This is a genomic window from Hymenobacter sp. BT559 (assembly GCF_016427535.1).
In the GTDB taxonomy this organism is placed as follows: Bacteria; Bacteroidota; Bacteroidia; order Cytophagales; family Hymenobacteraceae; genus Hymenobacter.
The window spans coordinates 354,194-376,232 of the sequence record NZ_JAELXV010000003.1 but is presented as its reverse complement, the minus strand read 5'-3'; the positions used below and the strand labels follow the sequence as shown (position 1 = coordinate 376,232).

The 22,039-nt window shown below is 61.4% G+C and carries 17 protein-coding genes and 1 tRNA gene; 10 read left to right on the top strand and 8 right to left on the bottom strand.

Annotated features, from left to right (window positions below; genetic code table 11):
• The first annotated feature begins 257 nt into the window (after positions 1-257).
• The 8 genes from JAO77_RS12420 (at position 258) to JAO77_RS12385 (ending at position 14,162) form a co-directional block, all read left to right on the top strand.
• The gene (locus JAO77_RS12420) at positions 258-4,514 is read left to right on the top strand and encodes a hybrid sensor histidine kinase/response regulator transcription factor (protein ID WP_198990693.1); all 4,257 of its coding nucleotides are present in this window, start codon (positions 258-260) and stop codon (positions 4,512-4,514) included.
• Positions 4,515-4,718: 204 nt separating this feature from the next.
• Positions 4,719-5,840: a glycoside hydrolase family 88/105 protein gene (locus JAO77_RS12415; protein ID WP_198990692.1), complete on the top strand. Its 1,122-nt coding sequence runs from the start codon at positions 4,719-4,721 to the stop codon at positions 5,838-5,840.
• 5 nt (positions 5,841-5,845) lie between these two features.
• The gene (locus JAO77_RS12410) at positions 5,846-7,099 is read left to right on the top strand and encodes a DUF2264 domain-containing protein (protein ID WP_198990691.1); all 1,254 of its coding nucleotides are present in this window, start codon (positions 5,846-5,848) and stop codon (positions 7,097-7,099) included.
• Between the two features lie 120 nt (positions 7,100-7,219).
• Positions 7,220-8,164, top strand: a complete 945-nt coding sequence (locus JAO77_RS12405; RefSeq protein WP_198990690.1) for a glycoside hydrolase family 43 protein — start codon at positions 7,220-7,222, stop codon at positions 8,162-8,164.
• Positions 8,165-8,187: 23 nt separating this feature from the next.
• Complete coding sequence (locus tag JAO77_RS12400) at positions 8,188-9,378, top strand: BT3233 family polysaccharide utilization protein (protein WP_198990689.1); 1,191 nt, start codon at positions 8,188-8,190, stop codon at positions 9,376-9,378.
• 112 nt (positions 9,379-9,490) lie between these two features.
• Positions 9,491-12,430: a PAS domain-containing protein gene (locus JAO77_RS12395; protein ID WP_198990688.1), complete on the top strand. Its 2,940-nt coding sequence runs from the start codon at positions 9,491-9,493 to the stop codon at positions 12,428-12,430.
• Positions 12,431-12,460: 30 nt separating this feature from the next.
• Positions 12,461-12,880: a response regulator gene (locus JAO77_RS12390; protein ID WP_198990687.1), complete on the top strand. Its 420-nt coding sequence runs from the start codon at positions 12,461-12,463 to the stop codon at positions 12,878-12,880.
• Positions 12,881-12,989: 109 nt separating this feature from the next.
• Positions 12,990-14,162, top strand: coding sequence for a hypothetical protein (locus JAO77_RS12385; RefSeq protein ID WP_198990686.1), 1,173 nt, complete (start codon positions 12,990-12,992; stop codon positions 14,160-14,162).
• Positions 14,163-14,222: 60 nt separating this feature from the next.
• Here the strand turns inward: JAO77_RS12385 and coaE are convergent, their stop codons facing one another.
• From coaE to nusB, 7 genes are all read right to left on the bottom strand, one after another.
• The gene (gene coaE, locus JAO77_RS12380; protein ID WP_198990685.1) at positions 14,223-14,819 is read right to left on the bottom strand and encodes a dephospho-CoA kinase; all 597 of its coding nucleotides are present in this window, start codon (positions 14,817-14,819) and stop codon (positions 14,223-14,225) included.
• Positions 14,820-14,883: 64 nt separating this feature from the next.
• Positions 14,884-15,330 (bottom strand): hypothetical protein, encoded by a 447-nt coding sequence (locus JAO77_RS12375; protein WP_198990684.1) that lies wholly within the window; start codon positions 15,328-15,330, stop codon positions 14,884-14,886.
• Position 15,331: 1 nt separating this feature from the next.
• Entirely contained in the window at positions 15,332-15,661 is a 330-nt protein-coding gene (gene yajC, locus JAO77_RS12370) for a preprotein translocase subunit YajC (protein ID WP_198990683.1), read from the bottom strand.
• Between the two features lie 87 nt (positions 15,662-15,748).
• Positions 15,749-16,249: a DUF1573 domain-containing protein gene (locus tag JAO77_RS12365; protein ID WP_198990682.1), complete on the bottom strand. Its 501-nt coding sequence runs from the start codon at positions 16,247-16,249 to the stop codon at positions 15,749-15,751.
• A 102-nt stretch (positions 16,250-16,351) separates the two neighbouring features.
• On the bottom strand, positions 16,352-17,353 hold the full coding sequence (locus JAO77_RS12360; protein ID WP_198990681.1) for an isocitrate/isopropylmalate dehydrogenase family protein: 1,002 nt from the start codon (positions 17,351-17,353) through the stop codon (positions 16,352-16,354).
• Between the two features lie 125 nt (positions 17,354-17,478).
• The gene (locus JAO77_RS12355) at positions 17,479-17,790 is read right to left on the bottom strand and encodes a YtxH domain-containing protein (RefSeq protein ID WP_198990680.1); all 312 of its coding nucleotides are present in this window, start codon (positions 17,788-17,790) and stop codon (positions 17,479-17,481) included.
• Positions 17,791-17,962: 172 nt separating this feature from the next.
• Positions 17,963-19,165, bottom strand: coding sequence for a transcription antitermination factor NusB (gene nusB, locus JAO77_RS12350; protein ID WP_198990679.1), 1,203 nt, complete (start codon positions 19,163-19,165; stop codon positions 17,963-17,965).
• A 261-nt stretch (positions 19,166-19,426) separates the two neighbouring features.
• Between nusB and JAO77_RS12345 the strand changes: the two genes are divergently transcribed.
• On the top strand, positions 19,427-21,223 hold the full coding sequence (locus tag JAO77_RS12345; RefSeq protein WP_198990678.1) for an ABC transporter ATP-binding protein: 1,797 nt from the start codon (positions 19,427-19,429) through the stop codon (positions 21,221-21,223).
• 87 nt (positions 21,224-21,310) lie between these two features.
• Here the strand turns inward: JAO77_RS12345 and JAO77_RS12340 are convergent, their stop codons facing one another.
• Complete coding sequence (locus tag JAO77_RS12340) at positions 21,311-21,733, bottom strand: T9SS type A sorting domain-containing protein (protein WP_198990677.1); 423 nt, start codon at positions 21,731-21,733, stop codon at positions 21,311-21,313.
• A 192-nt stretch (positions 21,734-21,925) separates the two neighbouring features.
• Between JAO77_RS12340 and JAO77_RS12335 the strand changes: the two genes are divergently transcribed.
• A tRNA-Pro gene (locus JAO77_RS12335) sits at positions 21,926-22,002 on the top strand.
• The last annotated feature ends 37 nt before the right edge of the window (positions 22,003-22,039 follow it).

Below are 22,039 nucleotides of genomic sequence, written 5' to 3'. Positions count from 1 at the left end.
CGCCCGCTGTGGAAATGGCGACCTAGGACCACAAAAGTAGCGGCGCCCCTACCCCACCTAGGGGGCCATTTTCGCCGAACAGCCGGGGGAAAATAGCTGGTTTGCGGCCCTAGGTAGGCGCCAGCCGCATTTCGCCAACCAAGGCCAGTTTGCTACCTTGCAGAGCCGCCATTGGCGCGTGGCCCCAGCTTAGGCTAGCACGCACTTATTCAGCTGGTAGCGGCGCTGCTCGCCCTCTGTCTTCCCCGCCCTTGCCGATGTTCGTTATTCCTCCTAGGTTGCTTTTTTGCCTGGCTGCGCTGCTGGGGCTGCTGGCCCGCCCCGCCTGGGCGCAGGACACGGCCCCACGCGAGTTTCGCTTTGAGCACCTCACCGTTGACCAAGGGCTTTCGCACAGCGATGCCATGGCCGTGGCGCAAGACAAGGCGGGCTTTATCTGGGTAGGTACTAACCGCGGCCTCGACCGCTACGACGGCTACGTGCTCAAGCAGTACACGCTGCCGATTACTCGCAAGGGCATTTCGGGCAACCGCATTGCGGTGCTGCACACCGCCCCCAACGGGCGCCTGTGGGTGGGCACCGAGCGGGCCGGGCTCAACTTCTACGACGCAGCCACCGACCGGCTCATGTCCTTGGCCAGCCTGGCTATTGCGCCGACGGGCCAGCCCATTTTGCAGCAGCTGGCTACCAGCAGCATCACCGCGCTGGCCTCCGACTCGCAGGGCCACTTGTGGATTGGCACCCTGCGCGATGGGTTGCTCAAACTAACATTCACTCCCCAGGGCCAGCTAGCGAGCTTGCGCCAGGTGCAGCCCGCGGCCGGCCAGCCCACCACGCCCTACTCGGTGAGCAGCCTGGCCGCCGACGCCGAGGGCAACCTGTGGGTGGGCACCTATAACCAGGGGCTGTGCCTGGTGCACACCGATGCTGCCCCCCTAGTAGCCGAGCCCACCCCCGTGACCGGACTAATACGGGCGCTGCACCTCGACCGCCGCGGCGACCTCTGGATAGGCACCAACCAGCAGGTGCTGTGGGTGAGCGCGGCCAACCGGCGAGCCGCGCGCCAACTCACGGCGCACCCACAGCCGCTTAGCTACCCCACCCTGCAGTCGCTGCAGCTTGACTCGTTTGGGCGGCTGTGGGTGGGCACCAACTACGGGCTCTATGTGTGGGAGGCGGGCACCGTGACCGGCACTGCGCCGCCGCTACGCCCCGGCGCGCCCACCCTGCTGCTGCCCACCGATGGCGAGGCGCAGAGCATCAACTCCGAGCGGGTGCACCAGATTTTTGAAGACCGCACCCAGGTGATGTGGCTGTGCGCCTCGGCGGGCGGCCTCAACCGGGTAGACCTGCGCCAGAAACCCTTTGGCCGGCTGCGGCGCCAACTGATGGGCCAGGCTACGCTGCCCAACAACTACATCAATGCCGTTTATAAAGAAGAAGCCACCAATACGCTGTGGCTGGGCTCGCGCAATGGCGTGGCCGCCTACGACCTAGGCCGGCAAACCTACCGCAACTACCTAAACCAGAACGAGGCCGGTGTGACGCGCGGCATCGACGTGTCGGCCATTTGCCAGGCGCGCACGGGCGCGCTGTGGTTTGGCACCCGGGGCCGCGGGCTGGTGCGCCTCATCCGCCGGCAGGGCCAAGAGGAGCTTACTACCATCGACGAGCTACCAGGCGGGCAGCGCCTGCGTACCGCCAGCATCGAGCGCATTGTGGAAGACGGCTACGGCACGCTATGGGTAGCTACCTTCAACCAGGGCCTGCTGCGCTTTAGCCCCGAGGGGCAGTTGCTGGGCCGCTACCAGGCCGGCGCGGGCGGGCTGCCGAGCAGCAATTTCACCTTCCTACTGCTCGACCCGCGCCGCAACGTGCTTTGGGCTAGCACCACTGATGCAGGCTTGCTTAAGCTACAAGTCACGCCCGACTCGGTGCGCCTGCTGCGGCAGTTCAGCTACGTACCCGGCGCGGCGGGCGGCTTGCGCGTCAACTACGTGTGGCCGCTGGTACTTGACCGCCAAGGCACGCTCTGGATTGGCACCATCGGGGGCGGGCTGCACCAACTGGCCACCGATGCCCAGGGCCACGACACCGTGCGCAGCTACCAGCGCTGGCTGCCCGAAAGCGACGTGGAAAGCCTGCTCACCGACGACGCGGGCAACCTTTGGGTGGGCGGCACGGGCCTCTACCGCTTCACGCCGCGCACCCGCCAGTACGTGCGCTACGATGTGGCCGATGGCCTGCAAAGCAATGCTTTTAAGATAGGGGCTGCCGCCCGCGGCGCCGACGGTACGCTGTACTTCGGCGGCATCAATGGCATCAGCTACTTCCAGCCGTCGGCCATTCAGCCCAATCCCTACGCGCCAGTGGTGCAGCTCACAGGCTTGCGCATTGCTAATCAGCCGGTGGCCGTGGGGCAGCCGTTTGGCGGCCGCGTGCTGCTGGCCCAGCCGCTGTCAGTGCCCCAAACCGTAACGATAAAGCCCAGCGAAAACGACTTTTCGGTCGAGTTTGTGGGCCTTAACTATGCCAACCCGCAGAAAAATCGCTACGCTTACCAGCTCGATGGCTACAACCAGCACTGGGTGTACCCGGCGCCCGGCCAGCGCACTGCCAGCTTTGCCAACCTGCCGCCCGGCCACTACACCCTGCGCGTGAAAGCCAGCAATGGCGAGGGCGGCTGGAGCGCCCGCCCCGCCACCATGCAGTTTGAGGTGCTGGCGCCCTGGTACAAAACAGGCTGGGCTTACTTGCTCTATGCCCTAGCCCTAGGGGGTGGCATTGTGCTGTACCGGCGCTTTGAGATGTCGCAGCAAGGACTGAAAAACAAGCTGGTACTAGAGCAGTTTCAAACCGAGAAGGAGAAGGAACTGACTAATCTCAAGCTGGGCTTTTTTACCAATGTCAGCCACGAGCTACGCACGCCGCTCACCCTCATCCTGGGGCCGATGGAGGAAATCATGCGCAGCCCCGGCCCGGTGGCCAACCTAGCAGGCAAAGTGGAGCTAATGCACCGACAGGCCCGCAAGCTGCTAGAGCTGGTAAATCAGCTGCTCGACTTCCGCAAGGTCGAATCGGGCAATGTGCCGCTGTGCGCCCGCTACGACGACGCCGTGGCCTTCCTAGGTGAGCAATACGGCAGCTTTCAGCTGAAAGCGCAGGAGCGGGGCGTCAAGTACCAGCTCGACGTGCCGGCCGAGCCCGTGCGGCTGTACTTCGACCGCGGCAAGCTGGAAATTGTGCTTACCAACCTGCTGGCCAATGCCTTTAAGTATACCTGCGACCAGGGGGGCGTAGAGCTAGCCGCCACCGTGGTGGGCAGTGCAGGCAGCCCGGCCGTGTACACCGGCGAGCAGCTAACGGGTAATTATTTAAAGATAACCGTTTCAGACACTGGCGTAGGCATCAGTCCGCACGAGCTGGACCGCATTTTTGACCCTTACTACCAGGCTTCACATACTGACACGCTGCGCATGGGCGGCACTGGTATTGGGTTGTCGCTGGCCCGGCAGTTTGCCCAGCGCCACGGTGGGCAGCTCACGGTAGCTAGCGTGCAGGGGGCCGGCACCACTTTCGAGCTGCGCCTACCCTTTGGCCAGCAGCACCTGCGGCCCGAAGACATTCGGGCCGAGGAACCCAGCACCAGCCCGGCCGCCAGCCAAAGCGAGCTACCTCTTGAAGAGGAGCTTCCGGCCTTGCCGCCGACCGCTGCGCCCACCGGCCCGCCGCGCCTGCTGGTAGTGGAGGACAACGACGAGGTGCGCCAGTACCTCACGCAGCTTTTTGAGGCCGACTATGCGGTGCTGACCGCCGAGGATGGCTTGGCGGGCTGGACTACGGCGCTGGCCCAACTGCCCGACCTCATTATTTCGGATGTGATGATGCCGCGCTCCGATGGCTTGGAGCTGTGCCAGCGCCTCAAGCAGCACCCCAAAACCAGCCACATTCCGGTGCTGCTGCTCACGGCGCGCACGGCCGAAACCCACGAGCTAGAGGGCCTAGGCATGGGCGCCGACGACTACGTAAGCAAGCCCTTCAACCCCACTCTGCTGCACGCCAAGGCCGACGCTCTGCTGCGCAATCGGCGCAAGCTGCACGAATTTTACCAGCGCCACATCCTGCTGCAACCTACCGAAATAGTGGTAGCCGACGCCGACCGCGAGTTCTTGGAGCAAGCTATGAGCGCCGTGGAGCGGCACCTAGGCGACGCCGAGTTTAGCGTGCAGGTGCTGGCCCGCGAAATGGCCATGAGCCAGTCGGTGTTTTACCGCCGCATCAAGAGCATCACGGGTCAAACGGCGGTGGAGTTTATCCGCGACGTGCGCCTCAAGCGCGCCGCTCAGCTGCTGGCTCAAACCACCATGCGCGTGTCCGAAATAGCCTTTGAGGTTGGAATAGAAGATGCCAAGTATTTCCGCAAGGCCTTCCAGAAAATTTACGGCCTCACGCCCTCCGATTACGCCAAGCAGCACCGCACGAGCCGCACGGCCGCCGCGGCCGATGCGGAGTAGCTGACTCGCCGGACTAAGCACCAACCGCTTACCTAGGTTCTTTCTTGTAGCAGAGCTGCGGGCTCCCGAAAACAGCCCCCCTAATCTCCGAGAATGACCCGGCCCGCTCGCGCACTGGGGGCTAGTATTGCAGTGGGGTTTTGTGGCTACCTAGGGCATCGCCCGCTGGCTACAAAACCTGGCTCTCTCCCACCCAGCTTTACTATGCGCCGTTCTATTCGGACTACCTGGCTGCTCGGCGGCCTGCTCTTAGCAGCCGGCCTAGGCCGCCCGGCCCACGCCCAAACTGCTGCGCCCGACGCGGCACTGTTCAAGCCCAAGTACATAAAAGCCCAACTGCTGAAAGCAGCACAGTGGCAGCTGGCGCACCCCAAGCACGCACCCACCGACTGGACTAACGGCGCTTTTTACTCGGGTGTGTTTGCGGCCTACCAAGCCACCAAGTCGAAGCTGCTGCTAGACTCGCTCATGGCCCTGGGTGAGCGCACGCGCTGGCAGCCTGGCCCGCGCTACGACCACGCCGACGACATTGCCATCTGCCAGACCTACCTCAACCTGTACCGGCTCAAGAAAGACCGGCGCATGCTGGCGCCGACCCTAGCCGTGTTGGAGAAAGTGCGGACCACGCCTGGCCCGGAAGTACAGAACCACGGCATCACGTGGTGGTGGTGCGATGCTCTCTTTATGGGCCCGCCGGTGCTGGCCAAGGTGGCCGTTATCGACAATCAGCCCCAATACCTGGCCTTCAACGACACGCTATATCAGCAAACGTATAAGCGGCTTTTCAACCACGAGGAGCATTTGTTTGCGCGCGATGCCTCGTACCTACTCGACGCCGCAGGCCAGGGCAAAAAGGAAAGCAACGGCCAGCGCATTTTCTGGAGCCGGGGTAATGGCTGGGTGATGGGTGGCTTGGTGCAGCTGCTGCAAGAGCTGCCCGCCAACCACCCCAGCCGGCCGTTCTACCTCAGCCTGTTTAAGGAAATGAGCGCCCGGCTGGTGCAGCTGCAGCAAGCCGATGGCCTGTGGCGCTCGAGCCTGCTCGACCCCGCTGCCTACCCCGGCGGCGAAACTTCGGGTTCGGGCTTCGACTGTTACGCTATGGCTTGGGGCATCAACCAAGGCATTCTGGACCGCGCCACCTTCCTAGGTCCGGTGCAGAAGGCTTGGGCAGCCCTTACTAAAGTGGTATCGCCAGAAGGCCGGGTGGGCTGGGTGCAGCCCATTGGGGCCGACCCTAGGCGCGATTTTTCGGCCGATAGCTGGGAAGTGTACGGCACCGGTGCCTTTCTACTGGCCGGCTCCGAGGTAATGAAGCTTAAGTAAGTAGTATGAAAAGACGTTCGTTTGTGGGCCAAGCCGCGGCTGGTCTGTCGGGCTTGGCCGCGCTGGCCGCTCTGCCTGCCGCTGGGCACGACCTAGGAGCCGCGCCGGCCACCGCGCGCGGCACCGACCGCGACTATTGGCTGGCTACGCTGTTGCGCATCGTAGACCCGCTGCTGGCCGCCGCGGCCCAGGGCCGGCTCAAAGCTGCTATGCCCGTAGAGGCGGCATCTGGCCAGCAAGAGGGCCGCCGCCAGGTAACGCACCTGGAGGCCCTGGGCCGCGCCCTCGCCGGCCTGGCGCCGTGGCTCGAGCTGCCCGATGTCCCGCCCACCGAGCAGGCCCGCCAAACCCGTTATGCCGAGCTAGCCCGCCAGGCTATTGCTCAAGGCGTAAATCCTCAATCGCCCGATTTTCTGAATTTTACCCGGGGTGGGCAGCCGGTGGTAGATGCCGCCTTTTTGGCCCACGCGCTGCTGCGGGCGCCTACTCAGCTGTGGGGCAAGCTGCCCGCTACCACCCAGGCGCAAGTGGTACAGGCGCTGCAAAGCTCCCGCGTCATCAAGCCGGTGTACAGCAACTGGCTGCTGTTCAGCGGCATTATTGAAGCGGCGCTGCTCAAGTTTACGGGTAGCGGCGACCTTATGCGGATGGACTACGCCATCAAGGAGCACCAAACCTGGTACAAAGGCGATGGCACCTATGGCGATGGGCCCGATTATCATTGGGACTACTACAACAGCTACGTCATTCAGCCCATGCTGCTCGACGTGGTGGGCACACTGGTAACCGCCGGCAAAGAGCGCCCCGACCTGCTCGAAACCTTACGCACCCGCGCCCGGCGCTACGCCGCGGTGCAGGAGCGCCTTATCGGGCCCGATGGCTCGTTTGCGGCGTTTGGGCGCTCGCTGGCGTATCGGTGCGGCGCCTTTCAGCACTTGGCGCAGTGCAGCTTGCAAGGGCTGCTACCCGAGGACCTAGGGCCCGGCCAAGTGCGCAGCGCCCTCACAGCCGTTATCCGGCGCACCATGGAGCCCAAGGGCACCTTCGACGCGCAGGGCTGGCTTCAAATCGGACTGTGCGGCCACCAGCCGGGCATTGGCGAGGGGTACATCTCGACGGGCAGCCTCTACCTCTGCACCACAGCTTTCCTGCCCCTAGGGCTGGCCCCCACGCATGCCTTTTGGAGCAGCCCCGCGCAGGACTGGACCGCCCGCAAAATCTGGTCGGGCCAGGATGTAAAGCTGGACCACGCGCTGTAAGAACGTTTGTCATTGCGAGCGCAGCGAAGCAATCGCACCAAGACGAGCCGTTCGAGCACTACTCAGGTGCGATTGCTTCGCTGCACTCGCAATGACAAAATTTTGATAATCAAAATCAATATGCTATTCAACCGCCTACTCTACGCCAGCGCTTTAGCCCTCACTACCCTCGCCAGCCACGCGCAAAAGCCGCTGAAGAAGGACGAGGTGCTACTCTTTGCTTATTTCAAGGGCAATGGTGAGGATGGGCTGCACCTGGCCACTAGCCCCGACGGCTTGCAGTGGACGGCCCTCAACCAGGGCAAGTCCTTGCTGGCGCCTACCGTGAGCGCCGACAAGCTCATGCGCGACCCCTGCATCATTCGGGGTAAGGATGGGCAGTTTCACATGGTCTGGACCACAAGCTGGCACGACCGCAGCATTGGCTACGCGTCGTCGAAGGACCTCGTGCACTGGAGCCCGCAGCAGGAAATACCTGTAATGGCCCATGAGCCCACCGCCAAGAACTGCTGGGCCCCTGAAATCACCTACGACGCCCCAAACGGTCAGTACCTCATTTACTGGGCCACTACCATTCCGGGCCGCTTTGCGGCGGGCGAAACGACACTGGAAGGCGGTAATAACCACCGCATCTACTACGTCACGACCAAGGACTTTAAGACCTACACGCCCGCCGAGGTGCTCTACGACCAGGGCTTCAACGCCATCGACGCCACCATACAGCCCGACGGCAAGCGCTTCGTCATGTTTTTGAAAGACGAAACCAAGGAGCCGGTGCAGAAAAACCTGCGCGTAGCCTTTGCCGACCAGGCGGCGGGGCCCTACGGGCCACCCTCGGCGCCCATCACGGGTAAGTACTGGGCCGAGGGGCCGACGGCCATTCAATTGGGCGATAAGTGGCTGGTGTACTTCGACAAATACACCGAGCACAAATACGGCATGGTTTCCTCGACCGACCTCACACACTGGACCGACGAGTCGGACCGGGTGCAGTTTCCGGCGGGCACCCGCCATGGCACTGTGCTGCGCATCACCAAAAAAGAGCTGGCCCAGCTACCTAGGTAGCGGTGCCTTTGCCTAACCTACTTATGAAGAAAACACTGCTTCTCGCCGCTGCCTTGCCCCTGGTAGGTGGCCTGACTGCCCACAAACCCGCCCCCGCCGCCCCAGTCGTGACGGTGCGCAACCGCCTCAATGTGGCCCGGCCGGCCGAAACGGTGAGCGTTCCCCTTAGCCAATTACGGGCCCTAGGTCCGGCGGCCAGCCTGCGCGGCGTGGTGGTGAAAGACGCCCAAACCAAGGCCGTGCTCACGAGCCAGCTGCTGGACAGCAACGCCGATGGGCAGCCCGACGAGCTGCTATTTCAGGCAGCGCTGCCGGCCAATGGCACCCGGCAGTTTGTGCTGGCGGCCGGCGCGCCGGTCCCAGTGCCAGCGGGCGGGCCTACCACGTTTGCGCGCTTCGTACCCGAGCGTACCGACGACTTTGCCTGGGAAAATGAGCGCGTAGCCTTCCGCACTTACGGCCCCAATGCCGAGCAGCTTTTCGACAAGAAAGACCCCAACGGCACGCTCAGCAGCGGCATGGACTGCTGGCTGAAGCGGGTATCCTACCCCATCATCGACAAATGGTATGGGCGGCACGTGCACGAAAAGCCCTTTGCCTACCACACCGACATTGGCGAGGGCTACGACCCCTACCACGTGGGCACCAGCCGCGGCGTGGGCGGTACCGGTGTGCTCGACGGCAACAAGCTCTACGTTTCCAAGAACTTCGCTTCTTATAAGGTACTGGCGACCGGGCCCATCCGCACGGTATTTGAGCTTACCTACGCACCCTGGGACGCCAACGGGCGCCAGGTGACGGAGAAGAAAATCATTAGCCTCGACCTGGGCTCGAACCTAACGCGCTACGAAGAGCAGCTGAGCGCCGACAAGCCCCTGTCCAACTGCACTATCGGCCTGACGCTGCACGAGGCCAAAGGCGAGGTGAAAGCCGACCGGCCAGCCGGCTGGTGCCGCTACTGGGAAAAAATCGACGATTCATACCTGGGCACCGGCGTAGTGGTAGCCCCTAAGTACCTGCTCGATTACCAAGACCACCGCAGCGCCGCCAAAGACCAAAGCCAGCTGTACATGGTGGCCAAGCCCAATGTGGTGTTTTACGCCGGCTTTGGGTGGCAGAAGAGTGGGCAGTTTGCCTCGGCCGCCGACTGGGACGCTTACTTGGCGGCCTTTGCCCAGCGCCTCGCTTCGCCGCTTGAAGTGTCGGTGAAATAGCCCTAGGGCCAAGAGTGGGGCCCGGCCTACCAGTAGCCGGCAGCAGCTGAGATAAATAAGCCAACTTTCTCTGCCTTATCGCAGTATGTAGAGTGTTCAGGAAGAATACTCCATGCATGCCCCTACTCAGCCAGTGACCGAGCGGCCTGCTCCCAACGCGCTCTTGCAAACGCTGTTGGATGCTTCGCCGACCGGCATCGTGCACCTACGGCCCCTGTACGCCCCCGAGCGGCCGGCCGAGGTGGCCGACCTGGCCTACGTGCGCCTTAACCCGGCCGCGCAGCGCTTGCTAGGCCTACCCGAGTACCCCGCCGCTACCGATACCCTGCTTACGCTGGCCCCGCAGGCTACCGCGCTCGTCGCGTTTTACCGGGCAGCCTTCGAGTCGGGCCAGGCCGGGCACTATAACTACGACCCGCCCCCCCCCGGAGGGCGGCTGCGCGTGGTGGCCCAGCGCGAGGGCGACCTGCTGGTAGCCAGCCTCATGGCAGAGGCAGCGCCGGCCGCTGGCCCTGCGGCGCTGCCCCCCGCCCTGGCTCAGCAGATATTAGAGCAAACCGTTACGGCCGTGTGCGTGCTGCAGGGCCCCGAGTACCGCCTCAGCTACACCAACCAGGCCTTTGAGAAGCTTTTTCCGGGGCGCCCGCTCGTGGGCAGCACGGTAGCCGAGGCGCTGCCCCAGGTACCACAACCCGACCTGGCGGTGCTGCTGCAGCACCTAGGGCGCACGGGCGGCTCCTTTGTCGGGCCCGATGTGCGCCTGGACCTGCCGCCCACCGCCGGCCAGCCCGTGCCGTGGGGCTATTTTAATTTCAGATACCAGGCCTACCAGACCAGCGGGCAGCCCAGCTACATCTCTATCTCGGCTCACGACGTGACCCGACAGGTGCTGGCCCGCCAGCAGCGCGAGCAGCAGCGGGCCGAGTGGCAGCGGCTGTTTGAGCAGGCCCCGGTGGCGATGGCCGTGCTGCGGGGGCCGCAGCACCTCATCGAGCTGGCCAACCCGGCCATGTGCGCCCTCTGGGACCGCTCGGCCGAGCAAGTACTAGAGCTGCCTTTATTTGAGGCGCTACCCGAAACCGATGAGCCGCGCACCAAGGCGCTGCTTACCGACGTGCTGGCCACCGGCAAGGCACGCACCACCCACGAGCGCCTAGGTCCGCTCAAGGCCACGCAGGCCGACAAAGGCTACTGGAGCTTTGGGTACTACCCCCTGCGCGAGCCCAAAGGCCAGGTTACGGGCATTGCCGTGGTGGCCCTTGACATTAGCGCGCAGCTCCGCGACCGCCACCAAGTGCAGGAATTGAATGCGGAGCTCAGCACGCTGAATAATAAGCTTTTGGTTACTAATGAGGAGCTACACGCCAACAACACCGAGCTGGAAAGGGCGCAAGGGCAGCTGTGGCAGCTGAACCGCGACCTAGAAACCCGGGTGCTAGAAGGCGTGCAAGCGGCGCGCACAGCGCGCGATGAGGCCGAGCGCCAGCGCCGGCGGCTGGCCAACTTCTTTCAGCAGGTGCCGGCCGCTATATGCGTGCTCGACGGGCCCAACATGGTCTATGAGCTCGTAAACACCGACTACCAGCGGCTGCTGCCCGGCCGCAAAATGCTGGGTCGCCCCCTGCTAGAGGCCCTGCCCGAGCTAGCCGACAGCCTCATTTGGCAAACCTTGCAGCGGGTGTACCAAACCGGCGAACCCCACGAGGAGATAGGCCTGCGCGTGCCACTGGCACGCCAGGAGGGCGGTCCGCTAGAAGATTTTTACCTGCACTATGTGCAGCAAGCGCGCTACGACGAGCGGGGCCGCATCGATGGCGTGCTGATGTTTATGCTTAACATCACGGAGCAGATACTGGCCGACCGGCGCGCCGAAAAGCTGCAGGCCGAAATACTGGCCACCATCCAGCGCCGGGCCCAGGAGCACGAAACCTTCTACCAGGTGTTCGAGCAAACCTCGGCCCTGGTGGCCCTAATGTGGGGACCCGAGCACCGCTTCGAGTACGTCAACCACTCGTTTCAGCGGCTCTTTGCCGGGCGGCACTTGCACCACCGCCCCCTGGCCGAGGCCCTGCCCGAGCTAGTAACCCAAGGCATACCGGCCCTGCTCGACCGCGTGTACAGCACTGGCGAGCCCTACCACGGCACCGAACTGCCGTTCAGCATCATCGAGCCCGATGGCCACTCGCGTAAGAGGGTATATTTCAATTTCACCTACCAGGCCTACCTAGAAGAAGGCCAGCCGCGCGGCATCTCAGTTTTTGCCTACGATGTGACCGAGCAGGTGAGCGCCCGGCAAGCCGTGTTAGCGAGCGCGCAGCAAGCCCAGGCCCTGGCCCACAGCTTACTCATTGCCAATGAGCAGCTTACTCGCACGAATACCGACCTAGACAACTTCATTTACACAGCCTCGCACGACCTTAAGGCGCCTATTGCCAACATAGAGGGCCTACTGCTGCTGCTGCGCAAGCAGCTCCCCCCCGAGGCCCGGCAGGCGGGCCTGGTGCCTCGCGTGCTGACCATGATGCAGGGCGCCATCGAGCGCTTCCAGCTCACCATTGCGCAGCTCACCGACCTAGCCAAGCTGCAGCACGCCTACACCCAGCCCGCCGAAGAGGTAGACCTACCTGCCGTAGTCGAGGCAGTGCGCCTCGACCTAGCCCCACTGCTCGAAGAAGTACATGCCGAGCTAGTGGTGAACCTAGATGGCTGCATCACGGTGTCGTTTGCGCCGCAGCATTTGCGCAGCATCGTGTATAATTTGCTTAGCAACGCGCTTAAGTACCGCCACCCGGCCCGGCCGCCCGTGGTGCAGCTGCGCTGCTACCGCCAGGGCCCGGCCGCGGTGCTCGAAGTAAAGGACAACGGCCTGGGCCTCACGCCCGACCAGCAGAGCAAGCTTTTCGCGATGTTTCGGCGCCTGCACGACCACGTAGCTGGCTCAGGTGTGGGCCTCTACATGGTTAAGCGCATGATAGAAAACGCCGGCGGCAGCATCACGGTGCAGAGCGAACCCGAGATAGGCTCTACATTCACAGTTACCTTTCCCACCTAAGACCACTCTAGCTCTTCGCCCCGTAAAACTATGCAAAAGCTATCAAGCGTTTTGTTGGTTGACGACGACCCGACGACAAACTTCCTACATGAGCAACTACTGCTGAGCTTGGGCGTGACCGACCACTGCCTGGTGGCCGAAAACGGCGCCGACGCCCTGGCCCTACTGGCCGAAAACTTACCGCCCAACGACCAGTGCCCGGCCCTGGTACTGCTCGATGTGCACATGCCCGTGATGGACGGCATCGAGTTTTTGGAAGCCTACGTGCAGCCACCTAGTCCGCCGCCCGTCGTCATCGTACTCACGACCTCGGTGCACGCGCGCGACCAGGCCCGCATGGCCAAGCTGCCCGTAGCCGACTGGGTGAGCAAGCCCCTCACCCGAGCCAAGGTAGATGCCATTTTGCAGCAGCACTTCCAGCGCCAGCTGCCCCCAGGAGACGAAGAGTAAAGTCGCTAGTGATCAGCAGATTAGCAATAGTTGGCCGTGGCCGAGCTTAGCGCCCTAGGCAGGACCTAGGGCCGGCCCGCCCCGCCGGGACCAACTTATCTTTGTGGAAATGCCTCTTCTCGAAGTTCTCTCCGCCGCTCAGCAGCAGCAATTTTGCGACCTGCCGCGCCGCCTGCACCAGGCCGCGCCCGCCTTTATCAACCCACTCGACAACGAGCTGGAGGCCGTGTTTGACCCGGCCAAAAACAAGCTGTTTGGGGCGGGCGGCACGGCCTGCCGCTGGCTGCTCACCGACGCCAGTGGCTTAGTGGTTGGGCGCATCGCGGCATTCGTCAATCCGCTCACGGCCACGGCTACCGACCCCACCCTGCCCGCCGGCGGCATGGGCTTTTTTGAGTGCATCGACGACCAGGCGGCGGCCAACCAGCTTTTCGACGTGGCGTGCCAGTGGCTGCAAGCCCGCGGCATGCTGGCCGTGGATGGGCCTATCAACTTTGGCGACCGCGACCGGTTTTGGGGTGTGCTCATCGATGGCTTCGAGCACGAGCCCAACTATGGCATGTTCTGGCACCCCGCTTACTACCAGCGCCTGCTCGAAGGCTACGGCTTTCAGCTCTATTTCAAGCAGTACACCTGCTATCGCCCGGTAGCGCAGGTGCTGCACCCTAGCTTTAATAAGAAGCTGACCGAGCTCACGGCGGCGGGCTACCTCTTTACCCACGCCCGCAAGGCTGAGCCCGAGAAGCTGGCCCAAGACTTCCACCACGTCTACAACCTGGCTTGGGGCAAGCACGCGGGCGTGCAGCCCATGACCCTTGACCAGGCCCGCACCATTGTGCAGGAAATGAAGCCCGTGCTCGACGAGCGCGTACTGGCCTTCGCCTACTACCAAGACGAACCGGTGGCGTTTTTCATTAATATCCCCGAGCTGAATCAGATTTTCAAGCACGTAGGCAAGCGGCTCGACCTCGTGGGTAAGCTGCGCTTTGTGTGGGAGCAGTGGCGCTACGCGCAGCGCTCAGATAAGAAAATCCTAGGTATCATCTACGGCGTAGTGCCTGAGCACCAAGGCAAAGGGGTTGAAAATGCACTCATTATGTCGACCCAGAACGCATTTCTGCGCGCTGGCTACACCGACATCGAGATGAACTGGATTGGCGATTTTAACCCTAGGATGCTCGTAGTCACGCGTAGCATCGGGTCCAAAATCATCAAGACCCATGCCACCTACCGCAAGCTGTTCGTAGACCGCCCCTTCGAGCGCTACCCCATTATTCGGTGAGGCAATTATCGGGCTGAAACGACAAGAGCTAGGCATATGCCTAGCTCTTGTCGTTTCAGCCTAACCTTGTCTAAACGTCTCGTCTAGGGCCAACACCTGGGGCAGCACTAGCTGCGAATCATCGTTGTATACTACATAATCGGCCCGCGCTAGCTTTTCCTCATCGCTAAGCTGCTGGCGCATAATGGCCTCTACATCGGCAGCGGAGCGGTGGGCATCGCGGTGCAGCACGCGAGCGTGGCGCACGGCCGGCGGCGCAAACACGGTAATAATGCGGTCGAGCTGCCGGTAGGCACCCGATTCGTAGAGCAACGCGGCTTCCTTCAGAATGTAGGGCTGGCCAGCCGCCGCCTGCGTCGCTACCCACGCCTCAAAATCGGCGCCTACCCGCGGGTGCACCAGCGAGTTGAGCAACGCCACCTGCGCGGCATCGCCAAACACCCGCTGCGCCAGGTGCGTGCGGTTGAGCAGGCCCTCGGGGGTGTAGGTTTCAGCGCCAAAGGCCGCGAGCAGTTGCTCGCGCAGCCCTAGGTCGGTAGCCATGATGCCCTTGGCTCGGCTGTCGGAGTCGTACACGGGCACCCCTAGGGCGGCAAATAAGCGCGCCACGATGCTTTTGCCCGAGCCGATACCACCCGTGATGCCAATGCGCCGCATTCCTACTGTTGAGTTAAAAGCTGTGAGTTAAAAATTGCGGCGGCCATTGCCGGCGAACAGCAAGCTACTTTATTCTAGTAGAGTCGGCGCCCGGCACCAGGTAAAACGTGGCCGAGTCGGTGGGCAGCGACACTAGCCGCACCGTACCTAGGGCCCGGCGCAGCGGCGGGCGTAGGGGCGAACGTGGCGGCGGGGTACCCGCCAGGCGCAGGCGCACCTCAGCAGGTGGCACATGAAAATGCAGGGCTCGGCTGAGCAGGCGCCACCCGTTGCCGCGCACCTCTACCCGCACAGTGGTAGGCAGGGCCCGGGCCGGGTGGTAGCGCTGGGCATTGTAACGCCAAACCACGGGGTAATCGAGAGCCGCCACATGGCTGCCGTTGAGCGCCCGCAGCATCCAGAGCGTGCTGGCGATGACAAAGCACGCCAGCACGGCCTGGTAGAAGCTGGACTGGTGCCCAGCCAACGGGCGCAGCAGGCGCGCGAGGAGGCGGGGCGCCAGGGCTGCCATGCTAGGCGGTTGTTGCTACGGTTTCGGTAGCGGTGGTGCTGCCGGCCAGGCGGGCAATGGCCGAGCGGTCGAAGCGCAAGCGCTGGCCGCGCTCTACTTCGAGCAGCACAGTTTCGGGGCCTACTTCCACCAGCAGGCCGTGCAAGCCACCAATAGTTACCACGCGGGTGCCCTTCACCAGCGACTCGCGGAAGGACTTGGCATCAGCCGTTTTGCGCTGCTGCGGCCGAATCATGAAGAAGTACAGCACCAGGCCAATAGCCACCGGAAATATCAGCTGCATGATGCCGCCGCCGGGCGCAGTTTGGAGGAGGAGGGTAAGGAAGGTCATGGGTTGAGAAAGGAAAGAAGAAGTAAGCGGGCAAACTTACAGCCACTACGCGACTGCTTTTTGCCCGCTCGCTTCACTGCCCACGCACTACTTGGTGAGTACGTTGCCTTTGATGTAAATAACGGTGGTGCTGGGCTGGGTATTAGCCCGCACGCTCACCTGCTTGCTGATAAGGCCTTGCTTGCCGCGGCTATCAAACTGCACGTCGAGCGTGCCTTTGGCGCCGGGCGCCACGGGCTCCTTGGTCCAGTTGGGGGTGGTGCAGCCGCATGAGGCAGTAGCATCGGCAATGAGCAGCGGCGTCTTACCCGTGTTGGTGAAGGTGAAGGTGTGCTGCACCTTGCTATCCGGCTTGATGTCGCCAAAGTCAAACTGCGACTCGGCAAAGGTCATCACTGGGGCGTCGGGGTTCGGGGCCTCGGTATCGCTGGCTACGTTCGGGTTGTCGATGGTCGGGTTGGCCTTCGAGTTGTCGTCGGCCGCGGCGGCGGTGGCATTCATGCCCTGCGTGCCGGCATCAGCAGCCTTGTCGCGGTTGCAGCTGGCCGCCAGCAGGCTGAGCGCTAGCAGTACACTAACTTTTTTCATAAGGTAAAAGTACACCTAGGTCCGTCAGCAATTAATAATGAGCAATGAGCAGACCGATTATTCAGTCTGCTCATTGCTCATTATTAATTGCTGACTATTGACCTACAGCTTGTCAATAATAAACTGCGTAAATTCTTTGGTCGAGGCTTTGCCGCCTAAGTCGCCGGTGCACTGCTCTTTGTGCAGGAAGGTCTCGTTGAGGGCCTTTTCGATGCGAACGGCGTGCTCTTTCTCGCCTAGGTGCTCCAGCATCATAAGGGCCGAGCGTAGCAGGGCGGTGGGGTTGGCTTTGCCCTGGCCCGCAATGTCGGGGGCCGAGCCGTGCACGGCTTCGAAGATGGCCATGTTGTCGCCGATGTTAGCGCCGCTCACTACTCCTAGGCCGCCCACCAGGCCGGCGCAGAGGTCCGACAGGATGTCGCCAAACAGGTTGGTGGTCACAATCACGTCGAACTGCTCGGGCTTTCCTACCAACTGCATGCACATGTTATCAATGATGCGGTCGTCGTAGAACGTTACCTCGGGGTACTGGGCAGCAGCCTCGCGAGCGGCTTCCAGCATCAGCTTGCCAGCGTTCTTGAGGATGTTGCCCTTGTGGGCCATCGTCACGTGCTTGCGGCCGTGCTTGGAGGCGTAGGCGAAGGCAGCCTGGCAGATTTTGCGGCAGCCCTCCACCGTCACGCGGCTGATGGAGTCGGCAATACCTAGGCGCTCGTCGTACACTTCGAGGCCAGCGTACAGCCCTTCGGTGTTCTCGCGGAATAGCACCAGGTCGATGCCCTCGAAGCGGGTGTTGATGCCGGGCGTAGTTTTGGCCGGGCGCACGTTCTGGTACAGGTCGTACTTCTGGCGCAACGTGATGTTCACGCTCTTAAAGCCCTTGCCTACGGGCGTCGTAACGGGACCTTTGAGGCCTACTTTGGTGCGCTCCAGCGAGTCGTACAGCGGCTGGGGCAGCAAGCTGCCGCTCTCGGCCAGGGCCGTTTCACCGGCATTGTGGGTTTCCCACTGCACAGGAACTTTGGCGGCGGCAAAGATATCGACAACAGATTGGGTGATTTCGGGCCCAATGCCGTCGCCGGGAATAAGCGTTACGAGATGCATAAAAGTGGTGGTGAGGTAGGGTAAGTGGGTGGCACAAGTAAGGGGCAAAGCAAGGGCTTAGCCAGCCAGATACGCCAGTACAAACTACGCCCCTGAATTGCCAAGTCCCCTACCTCACCCAACACTTAGTTGGTGGCGCGGCGCGAATTAATCTGGCTAATGAGCTGGTCTACATCGCCGAGCAGTTGCTCAGCTTTGGTCTTGGCATCCTGAATCACGCGCTGCCCTTCGCTCTTGGCCAAGGACGGCGTATTGTCGCGGCTGGTCACGAGGCTCTCGGTGAGGTCAGCCAGCACCGAGCGGTATTTCTCGAGTTGGTAGCTGAGAAACGAGCGGGTTTCGCGGCCGGTTTCGGGCGCATACAGCAAGCCAATGGCGGCCCCGGCAAGGGCGCCGCCCGTGAAGCAAAGCAGGCCGGTGGTGGTTTTACTAGCCATGATTGTTTTTAATGGTTAGTGGTTAATTGCTAATGGATAAGGACCTAGAGTCTTTAGCCGCTACTTGTTTAACCAGGTGGGAAAGGATGGTGGGAAGAAGGAAAGGCGGTGCTTAGTTGTTAGTGCTTAGTTGGTAGAACATATGCACTAAGCACTAACAACTAGGCACTACTTACTGGTTGTCTAGCAGACCACGGCCCGATTTGCGAATCTCGCCGCTCGCGGCCAGGTCCTGCGCCAACTTATCCAGAATACCGTTTACGAACTGCTTGCTCTTCGGGGTACTGTAGAGCTTACTGATTTCGATGTATTCGTTGATGGTCACCTTCACCGGAATGCCCCGGAAGAGCTGCATTTCGCAGAGCGCCATCTTCAAGATAATCTTATCGAGCAGGGCCACACGCTCCACGTCCCAGTTCTGCACCGACTCGGCGATGAGCTTTTCGGACTTGGCATCGTCTTGCAGCGTTTGGTTGTAGAGGGTCTCGGCAAAGTCGCGGTCGTCCTGCCAGTTGGCGCTCAAGTTCATCAGCTCCTGCTTTTCGTCGGCCTGGTAGGGCAGCATCTTCAGGGTCTTCAGCACTAGGTTGCGCACGATGGGGCGGTTTTCCTCCCAGTTCAGGTCGTTTGCTTCAAGCCAGCGTGGCAGCGCTTCACCTTTGAATACGAAATCCTTGTAGAGGTGGCGCACCAGCTCCATATCGGTTTCGTAGTCCGTTTCGGCTAAGCCGGTGTTTTTGCCCCCTAGGTAGGCCTGCACGGCTTCGTCGGGCTTTATCTCCTTCTGCCACGCCTCGCGCAGAGCCTCGATTTCTTCCGAATCGGTCCACTGCAACTTGCGCTTGATGGTGGTTTGCAGCAGCTGCTCGTTTTCCTTAAGCTTGGCAAAGGCCGCGTTGCCGAACAGCCGCGCCGTAGCCTCAGCCTCGAACCTAGGGCCGGTGAAGCGGCGTGCCTCACGCTCGTTGTCTTCGGTGATAATCTCAAGCAGCGCCTGCGGCAAGTTCAGCAGGTGCAGGTACTGGTCGTGAATGCTTTCGGCGCCGTGCAGCAGCTGCCCGCCGTAGAACGAGCTTTCCTTTTGCACCAGCTTCTGGTAATAGTCGATGGCCGCGTTGAGGGCGGCAGCTACTTCTTTATCATCGGAGCCGGTTTCGGGCAGCTCACCGGTGCGGTGCCACTCGCGTAGTTGCGCCTCGCCCAGCTTGCGCTGGCCTTCGAGCAGGCGGCGGTCGGGGGCTACGTCGGCGGTGAGGTCAGGCTCAAACGCCGCCGCGATGCGGTCTTGGGCCAGTTGCAAGTCGGCGGCTACTGCCTGCTGGTAGGCGTAGAGGGCCTGCATGACCTTGATTCTGAGTAAGCGGCGGTTTAGCATTTCGAATACGTATCGGTTAGGATGGCGCCGCAGCGAGCGGCGAGGCGGTAAGAAAGGAACTGACCGCTAACAGTTAATGGGGCACAATTAATTCGGCCGGTTTTGCTTATTCCGCACGGCAGTCGCCGGGAAGAGTAAGCCGTAACTTTGTTAAGTGGCTACGCGGCCGGCTTCCCAGGCCGGCCAGCCGGCCGTTTGGGACTGCAAAAGTACCCGTTTTTTTCTGGTTCTGGTCCCGCTTCCCGCTCCTACCCCGCTGCTATGCCAACCCGCTCGCTCGCCGCCGTCAACGTCCACATCCTTCGCTACAAGTGGCACTTCCTAGGTGGCGTACTCTTTGTGATACTTAGCACCTTGCTGACTATTTTTCCGGCGCAGCTGGTACGCTACTCCTTCGATTTGGTAAACGAAGGCATTGACCTCTATCACCTCTTCGCGGGTACCCAGGCACAAGCCGGCGTGTACCAGCTATTTGGGCGCAACGTGCTGTTTTACGGCATGTTGATTATCGGCCTGGCCCTGCTGCGAGGCATCTTTCTGTTCTTTATGCGCCAGACGCTCATCGTGATGTCGCGCCTGATTGAGAACGACCAGAAAAACCAGATATTTCAGCATTACCAGTCGCTGCCGCTCAGCTTTTACCGCCGCCACAGCACCGGCGACCTTATGTCGCGCATCTCCGAAGATGTGGGCCGCGTGCGCATGTACCTAGGGCCGGGTATCATGTATTTTTTGCAGCTAGTGGTGCTTTTTATTCTGGTGGTGCCGCTCATGCTCATGGTCAACGTGCGGCTTACGCTGCTGACTATTCTGCCGCTGCCGATTTTATCAGTTACTATCTTCTACATCAATAACTTGATTGAGAAGAAGTCGGATGATATTCAAAAGGCACTGGCCAGCATGACCACCTTCACGCAGGAGGCTTTTTCAGGTATTCGAGTACTCAAATCCTTCGTGCGGCAGCAAGACTCGCTAGAGCAGTTTACGCTGGCTACCAACGAGTATAAAGACAAGTCGCTCAGCCTCAACTTTGTCAATTCGTTATTTTTTCCCCTCATCATGTTTTTGGTGGGCATCAGTACGGTCGTCACGGTCTGGATTGGCGGCCAGGAAGTCATCAATGGCACCATCACCACGGGCACCATTGCCGAGTTCATCATCTACGTAAACTTGCTAACCTGGCCCGTAACGGCCCTAGGGTGGACTTCGTCGCTAGTGCAGCGGGCGGAGGCCTCACAAGCCCGCATCAACGAGTTTTTGGACGAGAAAACCGATATCGTATCGCGCCGCGACGTGAGCCAGGACATCAAGGGCGCTATTGTGTTCGACCACGTAAGCTTCACCTACCCCGACACTGGCATTAAGGCCTTGCGCGACGTGAGCTTCCGCATTCAGCCCGGCCACACGCTGGCCATCATTGGCAATACGGGCTCGGGCAAAAGCACGGTAGCCGCCCTGCTCTGCCGCCTCTACGACGTAACGAGTGGCGATATCAAGGTCGATGACGTGGACGTACGCGACTATTCGCTCACGTCGTTGCGCGAGCAGATTGGCTATGTGCCGCAGGACGTGTTTCTGTTTTCGGATAGCATTCGCAACAACATCAATTTCGGCCTGAATGAGCCCCACGAGGAGCGCATGGCCCAGGCCGCCCGCGATGCCGATGTGTACGAAAACATCATCCGCTTCCCCGAAGGCTTTGACACTAAAGTGGGTGAGCGCGGCATCACGCTCTCGGGTGGCCAGAAGCAGCGCGTGAGCATGGCCCGCGCGCTGGTAAAAGAGCCTAAGATTTTGATTCTAGACGACTCGCTCTCGGCCGTTGATACCAAGACCGAGAACGCCATCCTAGACAGCCTCCAGCGCGTGATGAAGAACCGCACCAGCCTCATCATCTCGCACCGCGTATCATCGGTGAAGCTGGCCGATGAAATCCTGGTGCTCGACGATGGCCAAATTGTGCAGCACGGTACCCACGCCGCTCTCATGGCCGAAACCGATGGCCTCTACCGGGCACTCTACGAGCGCCAGTTGCAGACCGAAGCAGTAAGCGACTAAGCAAGTAGGTGACAAAAAATAGGCGGGCGAGCAAGAAGAAAATGCATCCTTCTTGCTCGCCCGCCTATTTTTTGGGAGCGGTTGCCTTTACTCGCCCAGCATTACGCGGCGCATACCGGTTTTTTCGCCGGCTGTGCAGCGTACTACGTAGGGGCCAGCGGGCAGCTTGGCCGTGTTGAGCACCACTGGCGTAGTGCCAGCCATCATCGTTTTGGTCAGCACCGGGCGGCCTTCCTTATCATTGATTTCAACGCGGGTAGGTCCAGCGGCATCGCAACGCACGGTCAGCTTGTGCGCGATGGGGTTAATTTCGGTTTTGATTTTTAGTGCGTTAGGGTCAGCGGCCGGTGTCACGGGGGCCAGCGCGATGGGCGTTGGCGTGGTGGGGGCAGCGGGGTCGGTGGCCGCCGTAGCTGGCGCCGGCGTGGTAGCTGGGGCCGGCGTGGTTTGGGCATGGCCCGCGAGCGACGCCAGCAGCAGCGCCCCGGCGCAGGTAAGAAATACTTTCATGACACTCAGGGATAAAGGTTTTTTCAGTGGGCTAAAGGTACGACCGGTAGCTTTTTTTCGGATTGAGATTGACCGGTTTAGCACGCGAAAATCTTGCCAGTTGCCCTACCTAGGTTGTTATTAATTGAAAAAAATCTTGCTTGACTTGTGTAAATCTCAATTTTTCTCCTACCTTTGTGCCTCCAATTCCCTCGGGGTGTAGCGTAGCCTGGTATCGCGCCAGCATGGGGTGCTGGAGGTCGTAGGTTCGAATCCTGCCACTCCGACCAAGGGACAAGTTGCCCCACGAAAAAGCCCCCGACCTTC

Excerpts from the sequence above, each read along its gene's own strand:
- JAO77_RS12345 (WP_198990678.1), top strand. The coding sequence starts at position 19,427 with ATGCCAACCCGCTCGCTCGCCGCCGTCAACGTCCACATCCTTCGCTAC.
- JAO77_RS12385 (WP_198990686.1), top strand. The coding sequence starts at position 12,990 with ATGCCTCTTCTCGAAGTTCTCTCCGCCGCTCAGCAGCAGCAATTTTGC.
- JAO77_RS12390 (WP_198990687.1), top strand. The coding sequence starts at position 12,461 with ATGCAAAAGCTATCAAGCGTTTTGTTGGTTGACGACGACCCGACGACA.
- JAO77_RS12415 (WP_198990692.1), top strand. The coding sequence starts at position 4,719 with ATGCGCCGTTCTATTCGGACTACCTGGCTGCTCGGCGGCCTGCTCTTA.
- JAO77_RS12395 (WP_198990688.1), top strand. The coding sequence starts at position 9,491 with ATGCATGCCCCTACTCAGCCAGTGACCGAGCGGCCTGCTCCCAACGCG.
- JAO77_RS12405 (WP_198990690.1), top strand. The coding sequence starts at position 7,220 with ATGCTATTCAACCGCCTACTCTACGCCAGCGCTTTAGCCCTCACTACC.
- JAO77_RS12420 (WP_198990693.1), top strand. The coding sequence starts at position 258 with ATGTTCGTTATTCCTCCTAGGTTGCTTTTTTGCCTGGCTGCGCTGCTG.
- JAO77_RS12360 (WP_198990681.1), bottom strand. The coding sequence starts at position 17,353 with ATGCATCTCGTAACGCTTATTCCCGGCGACGGCATTGGGCCCGAAATC.
- JAO77_RS12400 (WP_198990689.1), top strand. The coding sequence starts at position 8,188 with ATGAAGAAAACACTGCTTCTCGCCGCTGCCTTGCCCCTGGTAGGTGGC.
- coaE (WP_198990685.1), bottom strand. The coding sequence starts at position 14,819 with ATGCGGCGCATTGGCATCACGGGTGGTATCGGCTCGGGCAAAAGCATC.
- JAO77_RS12355 (WP_198990680.1), bottom strand. The coding sequence starts at position 17,790 with ATGGCTAGTAAAACCACCACCGGCCTGCTTTGCTTCACGGGCGGCGCC.
- JAO77_RS12340 (WP_198990677.1), bottom strand. The coding sequence starts at position 21,733 with ATGAAAGTATTTCTTACCTGCGCCGGGGCGCTGCTGCTGGCGTCGCTC.
- JAO77_RS12410 (WP_198990691.1), top strand. The coding sequence starts at position 5,846 with ATGAAAAGACGTTCGTTTGTGGGCCAAGCCGCGGCTGGTCTGTCGGGC.
- JAO77_RS12375 (WP_198990684.1), bottom strand. The coding sequence starts at position 15,330 with ATGGCAGCCCTGGCGCCCCGCCTCCTCGCGCGCCTGCTGCGCCCGTTG.
- nusB (WP_198990679.1), bottom strand. The coding sequence starts at position 19,165 with ATGCTAAACCGCCGCTTACTCAGAATCAAGGTCATGCAGGCCCTCTAC.
- JAO77_RS12365 (WP_198990682.1), bottom strand. The coding sequence starts at position 16,249 with ATGAAAAAAGTTAGTGTACTGCTAGCGCTCAGCCTGCTGGCGGCCAGC.
- yajC (WP_198990683.1), bottom strand. The coding sequence starts at position 15,661 with ATGACCTTCCTTACCCTCCTCCTCCAAACTGCGCCCGGCGGCGGCATC.